Genomic DNA, 17,206 nt, shown 5'->3' on the forward strand with positions numbered 1-17,206 from the left:
CTCCTTTCACCCAAAGGTTTCATGGAACAGCGCCTGAGCGGAGCGCAGCGAAAGCCGTCCCTGCTCAAGGTAAGCTGAGAATTTTTGCACGACCGGGTCGCCGGCGATCAATTCGTCAACCCAGCCGGCATAGTCAAAGCGGATCTGATGCTCGGCGGCGCTGTGCGGATCAATGATGGCGGCCAGCGTTTCCGGTGCAGCGCCGCCAAAGCCGATAACCAGCGATGGCTGGCCAGCCAGGTCGGCAAGAAACAGGCTTAGTTCAAAGTCCGCATGCAGCAGGAAAGGCGCGATCAGGTCCAGCCAGAAGGCAGCGACCAGGTAGCGTTGCCGCCCCGGCTGCGGCAACGGTAGCACCAGGCTTTTGTCCAGCCGTCCCGCGCCGCTGCGGCGCACTGGCTGCAACAGCAAGCCTATCGCCAGGATGGTCTGGCGTACGGAGGCGCTGGACAGCATGGCTTCCAGTGCGCCGATGTTGTGCCGCTCAAGGAAGTCGAGGAAGATTTTCCCATGCTGCGCATCGGCGGGATCGATGTGGATATGGGTGGCGGACAAGGTTTGTAGTGCGGCCTCAGGATCGGCGACGGACAGCACGTCAGCACCCAGCTGCTTGAGCTCATCCCACAACGGTGCGAACACCAGCGGGCTGCTGGCGATAAAGCCACTGGGCACATCGACTTCAATGCTACTCATGGCCAGAAACGGGTAACGGCGCTGCGAACTGTCGCTACTGGCTGCCAGATAGCCAGCGATGGCGCGCCGGCTGCGCGTGCCGATGAAAGCGAAATTCAGCGGTTGCATGGCGTCGTAGTTGAGCTTCCAGCGCGGATCGGTACTCAGCAGGTTCATCACGTCGGCCAGCCAGTCGTCCAGCAGGCTAGCCAGGGCCACATTATGCGCAGCCTTGATGAAATCGGCGCGGGATGGCAGTTTGCCGAAATAGCCGATGCGTGCCGCCTGAGGTCCGCGACTCATTGCACGGCCCCTGCCAATGCTGGTGGCGGTGTGCCGACGACCGTGTCTGGCAGCCGCATGCCGCGAAAGCCCTGGTCCGGCGGCTGGCTTGCCGTGGCGTCCGGGCTGCTGATAATCTTCAACCCCATCGCCACCGTAACGCCGCCACCGGTCCAGCGCAGTTCAAACACGCCACCGTCGCGTTTCTGCTTGGCCGCCGCATCGATCATGCGTTTCAGCCCCAGCTCTCCCGGCTCGTTGAGCACATCGACGCTGCGCCCATCCAGCGCCACCGCAGTGATACGCGCTCCGGCCACGCCTTGCGGACTTGGGTGCACCATATGCGCCCACTGTGCCGCAGTATTCCGGTAACGCAGCTGCTGGCCATCTATCTCCACCGTGTACTCCAGGGTTCCGGGCGCAGGCATCGGCTGAATCTGGAACACGGTCTGCGCGGCGGACGCCACGCCGCCCGCTCCTATCGGTGCAATCCAGCCTGGAAAACGCTGGATGATTTGTGGCGGCAGCGTGATACCCATGTCGGCCCAGGTACGCGGCGCCAGCACATCGCCGCGACGCAGCACCAGTTGTCCTAGCGTGGCGTTGGCAAACTTCGCCACCAGTCCATCCGGACCAAAGAACTGTGCGATCTCCTCGCTGCTTGCTTCGATGCGTGCGGTTGGTGAGAACGGGTACTTGTTGACCAGCGTCTGCTGGAATGGCTCGTAGACCTGCGCCAGCCAGGTCTTGTTGATCTCCGCTTCCGCCGGCCCGACCAGCACCGAAAAAGTCTGCATCAGTGGCCGCACAAGCAGTGGACGGATGGTCTGCTTCTGTGCGTCGCTCATCCCGACCAGCATCTGCTCATCGACATAACGCAGCGCGTCCGCCAGTTCTGAACCGCTGCCTTCAAGCGTCTGTAACATCAACTGGCGCGCGCCCGGTCCGGGGTCGCCCTGGTTCTTTACCTGGTTCAGCCGGCCGCGCAGCTTGGACAGGACGTCCATGTAAGCGCGCATCAGCGTAGCATCCTTGTCCCTGGCCGCCACCAGTTTTTCGATGCCGGCAAACTCTCGCCCTACTGCGCCCATCGGCCTGTCCGGCAGATTGATGCTGACCTGCGCCGGCGCACGGCGCAGCAAACTGTATTTTATCCAGTTGATGAAGCCTGTCTGCGCCTCCTTCACTTGTTCGTTCATCCCGTTCGGGTTGTCCCATGAAGTTTGCTGATGCACCATCGTCAGCAGCCTGGATAAAGGTGAAGACTGGGGATCGCCCAGCCGGTTCATCGCTGTTACGGCGGCATCAAAGCCATTCATATTGGCGATGCTCACGCCTTGCACCAGCTTTTGCCATTCGCGTGCATACTCTGCCCTGTAGAGCTCAGCCAGTCCTTTCTGGATCTGTTCCGGGCTCCCCTCCAGCGTCAGGTCGTCGCGGGCGGCGGTCTTCAGCACCCAGTCCGTGCTTTGCAGTTCACGGTTGGCCGCGTTGCGGAAGGCATCCTGTACAAAGCTCTCCCAGGCCTCACGGGTGAAGGCGCCTGGCACCGCGTGGCTGCCGGTGACCAGCCCCCGATCCTGCTCACCAACCATGCGCGCCACCGTCATCGCGGCGAAACGTGTATTGGCACGGGCGCGGATGTCGGCATACACGCGATCACGCGCCGGCATGCCGCGCACTACCCGGCGCAGGTTTTCGCGCGCCTGGTCCACCAGCGCCAGCCGCAGTTCGATGCGTGGCCAGGCCGGATCGGGTATCTGCGACAGATAGAAGGTCATCAACCGCTCAGCGCTCTGTATCATTTGTTCGCGCGGCATCGTGCCCCGATGCTGCTCCAGCCACGCGCGCCAGTGACGCGGCAGCTGATCGTTCAGATGGCTTGCTTCGGCGTGGGATTTATCAGCCAGCATCAGATAACTCTTCAGCGCGTTGTAAGCATCATCAACGTTGGCTGGTGCATTCGTCTCTGACAGCACAGCTTCCAGTTTTTCCACCACCGGCGTCAGCATCACGCTCCTGACGCCGGCAAAGTATTCGTCGCGCAGCTTGCGCTCCAGCGTCTCGCCCTGGTAAAGCCCCATGCGCAGCGACCATGGACGTGCGTCGCGGTACTTTTCCAGTTGCGTTACGCGGTCCTGGATAATCTCCAGCGCCTCCAGCCGCGATTGCAGATCCAGGCGCCTGGATTGCAGCTTGATGACTTTATCGAGATCCGCCTGCACATTGGCGACCAGTTGGCGGTTGCCCATGTACGACCAACTCCAGCCGCCCAGCGATGCGCCCAGCAGCAGTAACGCAGCGAGGAAAGCTGCATACTTCATCCTCACCTTGTTCTTGCTGGCGTACTGCGACACCAGATCCTTGTCGGCGAAGATCACTTTGCGGAATAAATGCAGCAGAAAGAATCCGGAATGCCCCGCCTCGCTGACCGCCGCATCCGGCGCGGTCAACGCGAAGCGCTTGGCCACGCGCTGCGATTGCTCGCTCTGCGGCATCCCGTCCTGCAAAGCGCTGGTAAAGTAGAAGCCACGGAACAGAGGTTTGAACTGGAATGGATTTTCCTCGAATAGCGTGAGAAGGAAGGACCTGATTGGTGCACGTATCGTCGAAAACTCCAGCGGAAACGTGAATACGCCGGGTTCCATGCGCTGGCGTCGCTGCTGCCCCATGTTGGCGATGCTCATGGCTTTCAAGCCATCGCACAGTTCTTCGAAAGCGTGATCGAAAAAGGCGAGTACCTGCTGGCTGCTGGACTTGCGCTGATATGGCATGGTCGCGCCCCACACACGTTCGCGCTCCATGCGTTCAGCCTGGGCGAAGAATTCGCCAAAACCTGCGATCAGGTCAGCCTTGGTGAACACCACGTACACCGGCGCAAACACTTCGAGCCGTTCGATCAGATCCTGCACGCGCTTGCGCAGGCTGCGCGCCAGCTTGATGCCCGCCTCCGGATCGTCACCACGCAGTTCCGCAATGCTAACGGCGACAATAATGCCGTTGACCGGCGCACGACGGCGGTGCTTCTTCAGCAAATCGAGAAAGCCGTGCCACTCGACGCGGTGCTCATCCTGTACCGAATAACGGCCGGCGGTGTCGAGCAGGATGCCCTCTGTGGTGAAAAACCAGTCGCAGTTGCGCGTGCCGCCCACGCCTTGCAGCACCTTGCCGTCGGCGAAGGGAAACTGCAAGCCAGAGTTACTAATCGCTGTGCTTTTCCCGGCGGCTGGATTGCCGATCACGACAAGCCAAGGCAACTCGTACAGCGCCCGTTTTCCGGAGACCATGCCCAGCTTCGATCCCTTGATAGTTTCTATCGCTTTCAATAGGCTGCTGCGGATGGCCTTGACTTCGGCAACCGACGAATCGGCGGATTGGCCGATGGCCTGGCCCAGTTTTTCCGATGCGCGCCGCGCATGCCAGCGGCGCCCGCACCACACCACGCCCACCAGCGCCAGCATGGCAGCGCTGGCGATCAGCGCCAGCATGGCAGCGCTGGCGATCAGCGCCCATAGCAAGGCCAGCTCCAATGCCTGCGCGCCAAGGTAGAACAAGGCGGCCATTGCAACCAGGCCGATGATGGTCAGGTTGCGGCTATCGGTCAGGAAGCTCCAGATTCTGCGCATGGTGATGTCCGGCGAAGACGGCGGCGCCCAGGCAACGGGCGGACCGATCAATGTTGCCACCAACAAGGCAGGCATTTCTTGCGGAAGAACAATGGCGCTTACTTCTTTACTGTTCCTGGCAAGCGCAGTTCGGCGTGGCCGAAGTCCATCATGTTCCAGCGGCCGCCCCAGGTGAGGCCAGCCGCTTCGGCGGCCGCGCCGTAGAACTGGTAGCCCCGCATGGCCCATGGATCTCTTTCGGAAATCACCAGCTTGCCGTCGCGCAGAAAGGCGCAGTCGGCCGCCAGACCGAATTGGTGATAACTCTGGAAGGCTTTGGCGTTGCTGACGCTGGAGCCGGCTGCGGCCAGCACATTCTGACGTTCAGGACTGCGATAGCCCTCCAGTAGCGCCATGTCGTAACCGTGGCGCTCCTTCATGATTCTGAACACCAGCATCAGGCGCTGCGCGAAGGCCGGGTCGAGCAGTTGCCAGTTGCGGTTGGCGCTGTCCAGCATCGGGCGCACCAGCGTGACTTCGGCGGTGGTGAATGCCACCGGTGGCGGTGGCGCGGGGGCAGTCAGCTGCTCGCCTTGCAGCAGGCCCGCAATCTGGCTGTTGATGGCGTGTGTGTCGCTGTCATAGCCGGACAGCATGCTGCGGCCGCTCAGGACCCAGGCCAGCAACGGCGGCACGCTGAGCAGCACCGAGGCAGCCAGCAACAGCGGCCAGCGATGCTTGAGCGATTGCAGCGTGCTCCCTGCATGGCGTCCCAAGGCGCCGGCCTGCTGCATTCCTTGCCGCGCGCCGCCACGCAGATGCCTGCCCATGCATCGCCCGGCCGCGCCGAGTGATTGCATTACTACTTCACGGCCGGCCGGAAACAACAACAGCCAGGCGCAGAAACATGTCAGCGCAAAGAACAGCAGCATAGAAAAGAGAAACATGGTGCGCTCCATCAAAACGGGCCGACGCCACACACAGGACACTTCATCGTAGGCCGTTCGCAGCACAGCGATGCCGGCCAGATCAAATGCGAGGGAGATATTGTGGAGACGTCGAAACCGGATCTGATGGGCGGCAAGCCGCGCGCGGCGCAGGACAAGCGCATACTGGCACAGCTGGAGCATGGCCCTCGAACGCCCGCTGTCACCGTGCGCGCCGCTGCCTGGTCCGTCGATGGTTGGACGATAGGTTTATGCTTGCTGCTATTGTTGATGTGCAGCGTGGCGTGGCTGATGCACGATCAGCGCATTACACCGGAGAGCTTCCGGTACAGGGAGACGATGCGCAGCACAGCAGCACCGGCAAAAGCAGCCCGTCATGCCCGCAGCGAGACTTCAGCCGATCAAGCGGCCACCATCGTCAATGAAGCTGCGGATGCCAGAACAGCGATGCATGGACGCGCCATGCCAGATGGTGGCGCTTGGCCAGCCGCGTCGGCGGGCAAAATAGCGACAACGGAAGTGGCGGCACAAACGACGTCGGTGGCGACCGGGATGACGTCGGCGTCGATGGCGGCGGGGACATCGGCGTCGGTGGCGGCGGGGATGGCATCGGCACCGGCATCGGCATCGGTGCCAACGCCAACCGCCGTCACCGCTGCAATCGCCAACGCCGCCGCGAAGCAGCCGCAGTCGCCAGCGCGTGCGGCGCCATACAAGCCAGCACGCGCGGCCGCCAGCGCGCCGCAGGCTCAGCCAGGCAACGACACCGATGTCACCCTGCTCGCCGCCATGGTCGCCCACGCCGGCCAGCCGGCCATTGTGGCGCCGGAACGTAGCCGTGACATCGTCGAGCGCCACAATGGCGACACCACCGCGCAACTGCTGGCCCGCTGCAAGCAGCTCGGGCTGATCGAGGGCATGCTATGCCGCTCGCGCATCTGCTCAGGCAGATGGGAGGCAGACGCAGCCTGCCGCGCGCCGGCCTATTAGAACATCAACCGCGCTTTGGAATGTCCAGGCCCCTGGCCACGGCCGGACGCGCAACAAACGCCTCCAGCACGCGCTGCACATTGGTGAACTTGCTGAACTCCACCAGATCGCCAGCCCCATAGAAGCCGACCAGGTTGCGCACCCACGGCCAGATGGCGATATCGGCGATCGTATAAGTATCACCCATGATCCATTGACGGCCCTCCAGGCGCTGCTCCAGCACGCCCAGCAGACGCTTCGACTCATTCACATAACGGTCGCGCGGGCGCTTGTCCTCGTACTCCTTGCCGGCAAACTTGTGGAAGAAGCCCAACTGGCCAAACATAGGACCAACACCGCCCATCTGGAACATCAGCCACTGGATGGTTTCGTAGCGGCCGGCGGCTTCCTTCGGAATCAGCTGGCCGGTCTTGTCGGCGATATACAGCAGAATCGCGCCCGACTCGAACAGCTGCAACGGCTTGCCATCCGGACCATTCGGGTCAAGGATGGCTGGAATCTTGTTATTCGGGTTCAGCGACAGGAATTCCGGCGACATCTGGTCATTGGTTTCAAAGCTGACCAGGTGCGGCTCATACGCCAGGCCAGTTTCCTCCAGAGCAATCGACACCTTCACGCCGTTCGGCGTCGGCAGCGAGTACAGCTGGATGCGCTCAGGATGCTGTGCCGGCCATTTGCCGGTAATAGGAAATGCGGTCAGGTCTGCCATGATGCTGATACTTTCAGAATGAACGATCTGCCGATTATCCACCAAGCGCGCAAAACCTGCTGGCGGCAGGAAATTAATCCGCTTGACGTGAATTGGCAGAAAAGTGACAATGAAATGGTTGCGCTATTCATTTGACGCAACGCAGCATGGTAATACCATGTAAACGCCGTGGAGACCCGGCCAGACACAACAATATTGGACATCATGACCAACGCCACCTCTCGCCCAGCGGGCAAACTCTCGGTCACGGAAAAGATCGGCTACAGCCTGGGTGACCTGGCCGCCAACCTGATCTTCCAGACCCTGCTCACCTTCATCGCGTTTTTCTACACGGACGTCTACAAGATTCCGGCCAACGCCGCCGCCTCCATCATCTTCATCGGCGGCCTGGCGGGCGCCTGCTTCAATCCACTGATGGGCCTGCTGGCCGACCGCACCAACACCCGCTGGGGCAAGTTCCGTCCATGGCTGCTGTGGACCGCCGTGCCGTTCGGCCTGATCGCCATCCTCGCCTTCAGCACGCCGGACCTGGGCGAGCGCGGCAAGATCATTTACGCCACGCTAACCTATTTGATGCTGATGCTGGTCTACTCGGCCAACAACCTGCCCTACTCCGCGCTGAGCGGCGTGCTGACCGGCAGCATGCAGGAGCGTAACAGCCTGTCGGCCTACCGCTTCGTCGCGGTGATGATCGCCCAGCTAATTATCCAGGTGCTGCTGCTGCCGCTGGTGCTGATCCTCGGCGGCGGTGACAAGGTGCTTGGCTTCCAGAACACCATGATTATTTTCGCGGTGGCCGGCACCATCTGCTTCCTGATTACCTTCTTCACCACGCGCGAGCGTATCGTGCCGACCGCAGCGCAGCGCTCCAGCGTGCGCCAGGACATCGTCGACCTGTTCAGCAACAAGCCGTGGGTGGTGATGCTGCTGCTGACCATTCTGGTATTCGTGACGCTGGCGCTCAAGGGCGGCCTGTACATCTACTACTTCAAGGACTACCTGCAACAGGCGGCGCTGGCGCAGTTCCTCAACGATATCGGCTTCAACGGCTTCATCGTCCACCTGAACGCGGCGTTGAACGGCATTGGCCTGACCAAGTTCCAGTGGCCGGAAGATCCGGCGACCTCCGCCTTCAGCCTGTTCAACGGCGCCGGCATCCTGTGCATGATTATCGGCATCGGCTTCTCCAAATCGCTGGCCGACCGCTTCGGCAAGCGCGACGTGTATGCGCTGACCTTGTTCGCCTCCACCCTCTTCATGCTGGTGTTCTACGGTTTCTCGCCGACCTCGATCAGCCTGATCTTCGGCGCGCAGATCCTGCACGGCTTCTTCTACGGCATCACCATCCCGCTGCTGTGGGCGATGATCGCCGACGTGGCCGACTACTCGGAATGGAAAAACAACCGCCGCGCCACCGCCCTGCTGTTCTCGGCGATGATCTTCGGCCTGAAGGCAGGCCTGAGCATCGGCGGCGCGCTGGTCGCCGGACTGCTGTCCAGCTACGGCTACGATGGCACGCTGGCGCAGCAATCGCAGACGGTGGCCGAAGGCATTCGCGTATCGATCAGCATCTACGCCTCGATCCCGTTCCTGCTGGGCGTGGCCATCCTCTACTTCTACAAAATTAACAAGGCCACCGAGCGCACCATCGAACAAGACCTGTTCGCCCGCCGCGCCGCCGCCACCAACTGATAAGGTACATCATGTCCGAACAACTGACGCCAGCCGAAGAACAGGCCCTGCAGCACGCCATCTCGCAGCCGCTGGTCACGCACATCTACACCGCCGATCCGTCGGCCCACGTTTTCGATGGCAAGCTGTACATCTACCCATCGCACGACATCGAAGCCGGCATTCCGTTCAACGACAACGGCGACCACTTCGGCATGGAGGATTACCACGTGCTGTCGCAAGACACGCCGGACGGCCCGGTCACCGACCACGGCGTCGCCCTGCATGTGAAAGACGTGCCGTGGGCCGAGCGCCAGATGTGGGCGCCGGACGCGGCCCGCAAGGATGGCAAATACTATCTGTACTTCCCGGCCAAAAAAGCGGACGGCATCTTCCAGATCGGCGTGGCGGTGGGCGACCATCCGGCCGGCCCGTTCACGCCGGAAGCCACGCCGATCGACGGCAGTTACTCGATCGACCCGGCGGTGTTTGAAGACCAGGGCGAGTTCTACATCTACTTCGGCGGCATCTGGGGCGGCCAGTTGCAGAAGTACCGCGACAACGTCTATGCCGAAGGCAACGAGGAGCCAAGCGACGAACAGCCGGCGCTGACCGCCCGCGTGGCGCGCCTGTCGGCTGACATGAAATCGCTGGCCGAAGCGCCGCGCGCGGTGGAGATCCTGGACGAGCAAGGCAAGCCGCTGCTGGCCGGCGACCATGACCGCCGCTATTTCGAAGGCCCGTGGATGCACAAGTACAACGGCAAGTACTACTTCTCGTACTCGACCGGCGACACCCACTTCCTGTGCTACGCCACCAGCGACAATCCATACGGCCCGTTCACCTACCAGGGCAAGATCCTGACGCCGGTGATTGGCTGGACCACGCACCACTCGATCGTCGAATTTGAAGGCCGCTGGTTCCTGTACTACCACGACAGCAGCCTGTCAAAAGGCATCACCCACCTGCGTTCGGTCAAGGTGACCGAGTTGTTCTACGACGAGCAAGGCAACATCAAGACCATCTCGCCGTACGGTGGCAAGTAGTTTCGGTCAGACGATCAGCGAGCGCGAAGGTTTCTGTACGCGCTGCTTCTCCAGCACCACCACCGAATCATGGATGTGGATGCCGGGGCAGAAGTTGCTCACTTCAGGCACCTTCTGCCCGTCGATGTGATACCAGTGATGCAGGTCATCCATCAGGTCCTGCACGATGGTGCTGAAGAAGTTCTGTGGTGAACGATAACCGCCGCCGAACGTCTCCCAGTAGGCCGTATGCAGGTCTTCAATCATGTACAGGCCACCTTCGCTGACTTTCGGGAACAGCGCCTTCAGCGTGGCGGGAATATGCTCCATCTGGTGGCTACCATCGTCCAGCACGATATCGACGCCGCCCATCTCCTCCACCACCGAAGCCAGGAAATCCGCATCCGCCTGCGAGCCGATGCGCACCTGGCCGGCGATGCCGTTCAGCTGCGCGCATTCCGGATTGATGTCGATACCGTAAATGATCGCCTGCTCGCCAAAATACTGGCGCCACATCTGCAGGCTGCCGCCCTTGCTGACGCCGATTTCCAGGAAGCGCAGCGGCTTGCCGCGATAGGCGCCGAAATAGCGCTCGTACAGCGGAATGTAGTGGTGCCACTTGTGCACCAGATAGCCCTTGTTCTCGGCGTAGATGCGCGCCAGGTCGCCTTCAAAGTTGTACTTGCTGCGGATGTCGTGCTCGACGCCCAGTTGCTGGTCATAGCCGAACTGATTGATATCGACCAGCGGGATGCGGTTCTGTCCCGTCAGCCAGGGCAGCCGGTCCTTCGGCAGGCCCAGTTGCGTGTGCACGATGTCGTACACGGCAGGCAGCAGGCTGGGATGGTTGGACAGAAGATGGTTCAGGGATTCCAGGATGGTGACTTCAATGTTCTTCTGACTCATGCGCAATCCCTTGTTAGATAGGTAGCAAAAATCATACTGTACAGGTGCCCGAGCTGAAAAGCAAAAAGCCCAAGCTCAGGCGATCAAGACGCCGGATCAAACTGGAAAACGCGCAATTCCTGCGCGCAGCGGCAGGCCTTGGCAATTCGTGCCGCCCACTCGACGGCATCTTCGCGCGTCGGCAATTCAAGCACGGTGAAGCCGCCATCGAGCGATGGCGCCCAGGGATAGCCGCCCTCTTCCACCAAGCCATCCGCCGATACCAGAACGGGCGCCACACCCTCATTGATGCCGCCACCAAAGACATACACGCCAGCCGCCTTGGCCTCCTCGATCACAGCGTGCGAGGTGCGCACCACCTCATCCCACTCGCCATCAGGCACGACCATCGCAGCACTCGGAAACGAAATCAGATATTTAGCCATGATGAGAATATCTCTAGCGAGAGCGCCAATCGCTCCCTGACAATTACAATAAGAATACTTCGCCTGGCCGTGCATGACCAATCAAACAGCCGCCGATGTGACAAAATACCGTTTTTAACCACATCACCATTTGCAAGCGTACCTATGCAACGACCAAACTTCAGCGATAAATTTTCCGACAACCTCGCTCTGCTTCCCGTACTGGATACGGTTGCAGCAATCGAACTGGTGGACCATTCAGGCGCTTCGGTGGCAAAGATCGAAAACAAACCAGGCCAGGCGGGATCGCTCCGCGTGTATTGCTGGCTGGCCGAAACGCTGGGCGCGGTTACTCCCGAAGCAGCGGCAATCGGTCTGACGATTTATGCCGAACACACGCAAGACGCCCGCGCCAATCCAGGCAAACATCCCAACATCGATCGCCTGTTCAACATCAAAACGCCAGATCAAACCCTGCAAGTGAAGGGCTTGTAAGCTTGGCGAAGGCAGTCGGGGCCAGCCTCCGCCTGCCAGCATGGTGACAATTTGAGCATATTCCCGTAGCGCAACATGCCATCCTGCCGTTATCAGTAATCTGACAACGAGGAAATATCATGCGCCCTTGCGCCGCGATGCTTGCCCCTTTTTTCTTTTTGATGACCTCGTTGCCGGTCCTCGCTCAGACAATTTCTGTGCAAAGCTTTTCTGATGTACCTTGCTCGGCGGATTGCGATGCTGCGCTAGGTAGCCGCGAAAAACCGACACATCTCGAATCAAAACTTTTCCGACGATTTTTCCCGGCGCCAGAAAATCTCGCGTCGACACTGGAGGCGTATCAGCGTGCAAACGTCGTTCTTTTTGAGAAGGCGCAGGACGGATTGCGTACCAAAGTTCGGCTGTTGGAGAAAAATGGAAAGTCATCGTCGGGATTTAACGAATATTTTTCGTCGACACCCAGAAAATATCGTGAAGTAAGGGACGCCTACGAAACCATTCTTGTCGGGAAGGTCAGCTGTACAAAGACCAGGAACGATATATTCAGGTGCGAACAAGGCGTGGCAGACATGGAGGTCGATCTCGATATGGGACTGCGCGAGCTCGCCCCTGGAGCGATTTTATCCATTGAGGAATCGTCGGCACCATGCGGGGAAAATATTTGTCGGTCTTATGTCATCGATCAAGCAGACGCGATTGTTATGTTGGACCGCGAGTTGGTGACAACCGCTCCAAACTTGAATCATTCCATCATTACACTGCTGGTGTCACCGGACGGTTCGCCTTTTCTCTATAAAGAAATCCACTGGGCAAATGGTAAGCTGGATGGGCCGGAAGCGCAGTTCTCCCCGGTCTATGATTCAAAGGTCGAGCCATTCGATCTGCCCGAACATTAATTTGATCAAACACATCTCCTAAACGCAAAAAGCCCAACCTGTAAGGATTGGGCTTTTTTATATTCTGGCTCCCCGACCTGGACTCGAACCAGGGACCTGCGGATTAACAGTCCGTCGCTCTACCGACTGAGCTATCAGGGAAAAGAGGCCGCATTATATACGGCCCTTTTTCAGCTGTCTAGGCTGAATGGCGATTTATTAGAAACCGCCGCGGAACTGCACGCCAAACTGACGTGGCTCGTTGACGAAGCCGGTCAGGTTGTTGAAGTCAATACCGCCGATGATGCGCTGCGTGTTGGTGATGTTGCGCGCGAAGCCAGCCAGCTCGTACTTGCCGTCAGCCCAGTTGTAACCCACGCGCAGGCCGCCTTCCAGCATTTCCTTGCCGGTGAACTCCTTCGATTCATACAGGAAGAAGTTGACTTTGCTACGATACGACCAGTCGGTCAGCACGAACAGGTTGCCATTCGCCAGCGGCCAGTTGTAACGCGCCGAAGCGTTGACGATGTACTTGGCAGCTTGCGGCAGCGGGTTGCCGTTGATCGACGCCAGACCGTTGACGATCGGGTCGGTCACCGTGCAAGTACCGCATGGCGCTGCGTACAGGCTTGGGTCCTTGATCTCGGTATGGTTGTACGAACCGCTCAGGCTGACCTTGAAGTCCGGGGTCACAAAGCCTTCGATCTCGGCTTCGACGCCACGGCCGGCGGTCTTGGCAGCATTGATCAGCTTGGTGACGTTGGAGGTGCCACCGACCACGGTCAGCTGCTGGTTCTTGACCTCGTAGTTGTACACGCTCAGCGACGCGCGGGCGCGGCGGTTGAACAGGTCGGCCTTGATGCCGGCTTCGATCGAGGTGATGGTTTCCGCATCCGCCACTGTGATCGGCACCGATGCCGAAGCAGCAGCGATCGACGGTGCGCGGAAGCCGGTCGCCACGCGGCCGTAGGCGCTGACGTCCTTGTTGATCTTGTAGGTGCCGCTCAGATCCCAGTTAGCCTTGTTCTTGCTGACGTCCACCGACTTAGGGCCGATCTGGTCGACGTTCCAGGCGTTCACGGTGCGGAAGTCTTTTTCGTCGTGGGTGTAACGCAGGCCGCCACGCAGCGTGAAGTCGCTCGACACATCGTAGGTCACCGAACCGAACGCCGCGTAGGCGGTGTTGTTCTGGTGGCTGGTCAGGTCCGAGGTCTGCAGCTGGGTGGTGCTGTCGAAGTTGTCGCTGAAGCCGGTGCCGCTTTCCTTGAAGTAGTACACGCCAGTCTGCCAGTTCAGCGGGCCTGCATTCTTCGATTCAACACGGAATTCCTGACTGTACTGCGACAGCTGCTTGATGCCGCCGGCGGTCTGCACCGGGAAGCGTGGCGGGTTGGCTGGCGAGCCGCCGTCGATGTCGCCACGGGTGTAGTAGTTGTCGATGCCTTCGTAGCCGGTGATCGAGAACAGCTTGACCGAACCCAGGTCCCAGGTCAGACGGGCGTTGGCGCCGTTGGTGGTCAGGTTCTGGAAGTTCAGGCCGTCGGTGGAGATCTTGGTGAAGTCGTAGCCGTCAGCGAAATCGTTGGTGCCCTTCTTGATCAGGTTGGCGCGGAACAGGCGCGCGCTACCGGTGGTCGAACGCGCGTGCACATTGAACAGCGCGTTGAAGGTGGTGCTTGGCTTGTACAGGAACTGCACGCGCTCGGCGTGTTCGTTGTAGCCTTCCAGTGTATCGTTCTGCTTGGTATAGGTGTTGTCGACGAAGTCGTCGCGGTGCTGGCGCAGCGTCGAGACGCGCATCGCCCATTCGCTCGACAGCGGAATGTTGGCAGCAGCTTCCACGCTGGAGGTCATGTGGGTGGCCAGCGAAGCGCTGTAGTAGCCTTCGATCTTGTCCAGGTTAGGCTTGGCCGATTCGAACTTGACCACACCAGCCGGGGTGTTACGGCCGAACAGCGTGCCCTGCGGGCCGCGCAGCACTTCCACGCCAGCCACGTCGAATACCGGGAAGCCTTTCAGGATGCCGTTCTCTTGCACTACGTCGTCATAGATCAGCGAAACCGGCTGCGATGCGAAGGTCGAGAAGTCGGTGTTGCCGTAGCCGCGGATGTAGAAGCGCGGGAAGGTACGGCCGTTCGACGACTCCACGTTCAGCGAAGGCACTTTGCCTGCCAGGAAACGGATGTCCTGGCCGCCCGACAGCAGCACGTCCAGTTTTTCATTGCTCAACAGGGTCACGGAGACCGGCACATCCTTGATGTTTTCCGTGCGGCGCTGGGCGGTCACGGTAACGGTTTCCAGCTGTGGCTGGGTGGCGACGGCTTCAGTTTGCGCCAGCGCAGTACCGATAGGCAGAATGGCGCCCAGTGCCAGTACGCGTTTGTGCATCTTAGACAGTTTGATCATCAAATTTCCCGATTTAAATGTAGTGCAAAGAGTTAGAAACAGTTGTCTCCTGCTTTCTCTTTTTGTAGGTCACTACCCGGTCATCTATCGTGATCGTGGTAGCGCAAAGGCTCTACGCCGTCGCGGCAACTATCAATAGTGCACTGACTTTTTTGAAAGGCGATATTTTGATTTATTGATAGCGGGTATTGCAAGCTGAATATATCTGAAACGGATTTAAGTGTTAGAAATTCGGTTAAGCATATACAATAACTGAATATTCAGTGGCTTAGCTGTGTCAACAATCCGACAATATGGTGAGTTCGATAAGCTTGCCAGGACGGCACGGAGGGGAGAAGTGTGGCGCAAAAACAGCACGGCCAGCGTGAAGCTGGCCGGGTGGGAGGGTGTTACATGCCGAGTGACTTGAGCAGCTCGTCGGCGTCGGCGTCGACCAACGAGGCGGCCGGCGCGCTGGCCGCCTTATGCGTACCGCGTTCCTGCTCCAGCAGCGCATCGGCGTCGATGATTTCGCTGGAATCGAAGTCGCTGACGCGGATGAATTCGGTACGATCGATCGCCAGTTCCAGGTAGAAGATATTGCTCTTCTCGGTGTAGAAGCTGACGCGGCGCATTTCCGGGCGGTCCAGCGGCGTATCGACGCTGAGCACGATCTGCTTGTTCAGCACCAGCATCTTCGGCTGATTCTGCGTGATATTGGTTTGCAGCTCGCGGCGGATCTTGCCGGTGAAATCGCCGACGATCTGGTTCATCAGCTCGCCCAGGATGTTGGACACTTCATCGGAAGTGTGCGAGCCGGCCAGTTCCGACTTCGGCATGCCCATGTGCAGCATGTAGCGTTCGTAGATTTCCATCGCCGTGTCGGCGGCGAAGTTCAGCACTACCAGGCCGGTAAAGCCGCCGTCAAACAGCACGAAGCAGCCGATGTCGGGCTTCAGGCCGACTTTGGTAATGCGCTGCACCATGCCGGAGTAATTCACCTTGCTTTGCGTTGCCACGTTCAACACCCGGGTGACCGAGTTGCACAGGCTGACCAACAGGTCTTCCGTGCCGTAGACAATCGCGTCGTTTTCGCCGCTCATAATTCTTCTACCTTACTTATTTAAAGATGAAAGCTTCATTCCCCGTCTGACAGACCGTCGGGAAGCAGGATTCAGAATACCCATGTGCAAGATTCCCGTCCACCGGAATCTATAGTTCTGTGAATTTTTCGTGCAAAAATGCAAAATCCATGAATGCCGTGACATCGGCTGTGGAAGGGCAAGACCCGGTCTTTAGGCAGATTGCGGTAGAGAAGCGCGGAATACTAACCTTGGGGTGCGTACTTATCAGTCCGGTATCGGTCCGATACACTTCCAATTCGCCATCCACCAGGAGATTTTATGAGCAAGATTATTGTTGTCTACCATTCCGGCTACGGCCACACCAAGCGCGTGGCCGAGTATGTGGGCGAAGGCGCCGGCGGCGAACTGCTGGCCATCGACGCGGAAGGCAATCTGCCGGAAGGCGGCTGGGAAAAGCTGGCGGCGGCGGACGCTATCGTGTTTGGCGCGCCGACTTACATGGGCAGCCCGAGCTGGCAGTTCAAGAAATTCGCCGACGCAACCTCCAAGGTCTGGTTCACGCGCGGCTGGCAGGACAAAGTGTTTGGTGGCTTCTCCAACAGCGCCAGCTTCAGCGGCGACAAACAGGTATCGCTGATCGCTCTGCAGACGCTGGCGTCGCAGCATGGCGGCATCTGGGTCAGCCTGGGCCTGCCACCGGCCAACACCAAGGCCGCCAAGCGCACCGACCTGAACAACCTCGGCGGCTCGGTAGGCCTGCTGGTGCAATCGCCATCGGACGCCAGCGTCGACGAAATCCCACAAGGCGACCTGGACACCGCCAAAGCCTACGGCAAGCGCATCGCTGAAGTGGCTGCGCGTTTGGCCAAGTAACCCTCCCCGAACACGGGCGCATCTTCAATTTATGTGCGTCCGCCGCATCTTCCACCTGAATTCAAGGCACAAAAAAGGCCTACGTGAGTGAACGAGTAGGCCTTTTTTTAAATTCTGGCTCCCCGACCTGGACTCGAACCAGGGGCCTGCGGATTAACAGAACGGGGCTCCGGCAAGCTGATGGCCACCAAGTCGAAGAAACGCAACGGTTTGCCAGCCGCTGCCGCCGTAGCCCTCAAAAACTGACCTAATACCGAGACCGTATGGTTGCTGCCGTGGCAT

14 protein-coding genes and 1 tRNA gene are annotated in these 17,206 nt (G+C 59.6%); 6 read left to right on the forward strand and 9 right to left on the reverse strand.

What is annotated here, in order from left to right; genetic code table 11:
• Positions 1-6: 6 nt before the first annotated feature.
• From tagF to BLS51_RS05755, 3 genes are all read right to left on the reverse strand, one after another.
• On the reverse strand, positions 7-975 hold the full coding sequence (gene tagF / locus BLS51_RS05745; RefSeq protein WP_090176828.1) for a type VI secretion system-associated protein TagF: 969 nt from the start codon (positions 973-975) through the stop codon (positions 7-9).
• Entirely contained in the window at positions 972-4,580 is a 3,609-nt protein-coding gene (tssM, locus tag BLS51_RS05750; RefSeq protein WP_090180553.1) for a type VI secretion system membrane subunit TssM, read from the reverse strand. Before tssM ends, tagF begins: the two co-directional genes overlap by 4 nt.
• 98 nt (positions 4,581-4,678) lie before the next feature.
• Positions 4,679-5,506 (reverse strand): M15 family metallopeptidase, encoded by an 828-nt coding sequence (locus BLS51_RS05755; RefSeq protein ID WP_090180548.1) that lies wholly within the window; start codon positions 5,504-5,506, stop codon positions 4,679-4,681.
• A gap of 102 nt (positions 5,507-5,608) precedes the next feature.
• Here BLS51_RS05755 and BLS51_RS29215 point away from each other — a divergent pair, with 102 nt between their 5' ends.
• Positions 5,609-6,496, forward strand: coding sequence for a hypothetical protein (locus tag BLS51_RS29215; protein ID WP_139168653.1), 888 nt, complete (start codon positions 5,609-5,611; stop codon positions 6,494-6,496).
• A 4-nt stretch (positions 6,497-6,500) separates the two neighbouring features.
• Here the strand turns inward: BLS51_RS29215 and BLS51_RS05765 are convergent, their stop codons facing one another.
• Entirely contained in the window at positions 6,501-7,205 is a 705-nt protein-coding gene (locus BLS51_RS05765; protein WP_090176816.1) for a glutathione S-transferase N-terminal domain-containing protein, read from the reverse strand.
• 204 nt (positions 7,206-7,409) lie between these two features.
• Between BLS51_RS05765 and BLS51_RS05770 the strand changes: the two genes are divergently transcribed.
• On the forward strand, positions 7,410-8,897 hold the full coding sequence (locus BLS51_RS05770) for an MFS transporter (RefSeq protein ID WP_090180545.1): 1,488 nt from the start codon (positions 7,410-7,412) through the stop codon (positions 8,895-8,897).
• An 11-nt stretch (positions 8,898-8,908) separates the two neighbouring features.
• Entirely contained in the window at positions 8,909-9,922 is a 1,014-nt protein-coding gene (locus BLS51_RS05775; protein WP_090176811.1) for a glycoside hydrolase family 43 protein, read from the forward strand.
• 6 nt (positions 9,923-9,928) lie between these two features.
• Here the strand turns inward: BLS51_RS05775 and BLS51_RS05780 are convergent, their stop codons facing one another.
• Together BLS51_RS05780 and BLS51_RS05785 are read right to left on the reverse strand one after the other, a co-directional pair.
• Positions 9,929-10,807, reverse strand: a complete 879-nt coding sequence (locus tag BLS51_RS05780; protein ID WP_090176808.1) for a class I SAM-dependent methyltransferase — start codon at positions 10,805-10,807, stop codon at positions 9,929-9,931.
• Between the two features lie 83 nt (positions 10,808-10,890).
• Positions 10,891-11,232 (reverse strand): YciI family protein, encoded by a 342-nt coding sequence (locus tag BLS51_RS05785; protein WP_090176805.1) that lies wholly within the window; start codon positions 11,230-11,232, stop codon positions 10,891-10,893.
• A 144-nt stretch (positions 11,233-11,376) separates the two neighbouring features.
• On the opposite strand from BLS51_RS05785, the gene BLS51_RS05790 reads away from it, so the two are divergent.
• Positions 11,377-11,706 carry a DUF2322 family protein gene (locus tag BLS51_RS05790; RefSeq protein WP_090176801.1) on the forward strand — a complete coding sequence of 110 codons (330 nt, stop codon included), beginning with the start codon at positions 11,377-11,379 and terminating at the stop codon, positions 11,704-11,706.
• A gap of 119 nt (positions 11,707-11,825) precedes the next feature.
• Positions 11,826-12,602 carry a hypothetical protein gene (locus BLS51_RS05795; RefSeq protein ID WP_090176798.1) on the forward strand — a complete coding sequence of 259 codons (777 nt, stop codon included), beginning with the start codon at positions 11,826-11,828 and terminating at the stop codon, positions 12,600-12,602.
• Positions 12,603-12,667: 65 nt separating this feature from the next.
• Here BLS51_RS05795 and BLS51_RS05800 read toward each other — a convergent pair.
• From BLS51_RS05800 to BLS51_RS05810, 3 genes are all read right to left on the reverse strand, one after another.
• Positions 12,668-12,743, reverse strand: a tRNA-Asn gene (locus BLS51_RS05800).
• 57 nt (positions 12,744-12,800) lie between these two features.
• Positions 12,801-14,987: a TonB-dependent receptor gene (locus BLS51_RS05805; protein ID WP_090176792.1), complete on the reverse strand. Its 2,187-nt coding sequence runs from the start codon at positions 14,985-14,987 to the stop codon at positions 12,801-12,803.
• 389 nt (positions 14,988-15,376) lie between these two features.
• Positions 15,377-16,069, reverse strand: coding sequence for a DUF3334 family protein (locus BLS51_RS05810; protein WP_090176789.1), 693 nt, complete (start codon positions 16,067-16,069; stop codon positions 15,377-15,379).
• Positions 16,070-16,369: 300 nt separating this feature from the next.
• Here BLS51_RS05810 and BLS51_RS05815 point away from each other — a divergent pair, with 300 nt between their 5' ends.
• Complete coding sequence (locus tag BLS51_RS05815; protein ID WP_090176783.1) at positions 16,370-16,924, forward strand: flavodoxin family protein; 555 nt, start codon at positions 16,370-16,372, stop codon at positions 16,922-16,924.
• The last annotated feature ends 282 nt before the right edge of the window (positions 16,925-17,206 follow it).

Origin of the sequence: Duganella sp. OV510, assembly GCF_900100205.1 — a bacterium.
Classification (GTDB): domain Bacteria; phylum Pseudomonadota; class Gammaproteobacteria; order Burkholderiales; family Burkholderiaceae_D; genus Rugamonas.

Excerpts from the sequence above, each read along its gene's own strand:
- BLS51_RS05805 (WP_090176792.1), bottom strand. The coding sequence starts at position 14,987 with ATGATCAAACTGTCTAAGATGCACAAACGCGTACTGGCACTGGGCGCC.
- BLS51_RS05790 (WP_090176801.1), top strand. The coding sequence starts at position 11,377 with ATGCAACGACCAAACTTCAGCGATAAATTTTCCGACAACCTCGCTCTG.
- BLS51_RS05775 (WP_090176811.1), top strand. The coding sequence starts at position 8,909 with ATGTCCGAACAACTGACGCCAGCCGAAGAACAGGCCCTGCAGCACGCC.
- BLS51_RS05765 (WP_090176816.1), bottom strand. The coding sequence starts at position 7,205 with ATGGCAGACCTGACCGCATTTCCTATTACCGGCAAATGGCCGGCACAG.
- BLS51_RS05810 (WP_090176789.1), bottom strand. The coding sequence starts at position 16,069 with ATGAGCGGCGAAAACGACGCGATTGTCTACGGCACGGAAGACCTGTTG.
- BLS51_RS05755 (WP_090180548.1), bottom strand. The coding sequence starts at position 5,506 with ATGTTTCTCTTTTCTATGCTGCTGTTCTTTGCGCTGACATGTTTCTGC.
- tssM (WP_090180553.1), bottom strand. The coding sequence starts at position 4,580 with ATGCGCAGAATCTGGAGCTTCCTGACCGATAGCCGCAACCTGACCATC.
- BLS51_RS05815 (WP_090176783.1), top strand. The coding sequence starts at position 16,370 with ATGAGCAAGATTATTGTTGTCTACCATTCCGGCTACGGCCACACCAAG.
- BLS51_RS05770 (WP_090180545.1), top strand. The coding sequence starts at position 7,410 with ATGACCAACGCCACCTCTCGCCCAGCGGGCAAACTCTCGGTCACGGAA.
- BLS51_RS05780 (WP_090176808.1), bottom strand. The coding sequence starts at position 10,807 with ATGAGTCAGAAGAACATTGAAGTCACCATCCTGGAATCCCTGAACCAT.
- BLS51_RS05795 (WP_090176798.1), top strand. The coding sequence starts at position 11,826 with ATGCGCCCTTGCGCCGCGATGCTTGCCCCTTTTTTCTTTTTGATGACC.
- BLS51_RS05785 (WP_090176805.1), bottom strand. The coding sequence starts at position 11,232 with ATGGCTAAATATCTGATTTCGTTTCCGAGTGCTGCGATGGTCGTGCCT.
- tagF (WP_090176828.1), bottom strand. The coding sequence starts at position 975 with ATGAGTCGCGGACCTCAGGCGGCACGCATCGGCTATTTCGGCAAACTG.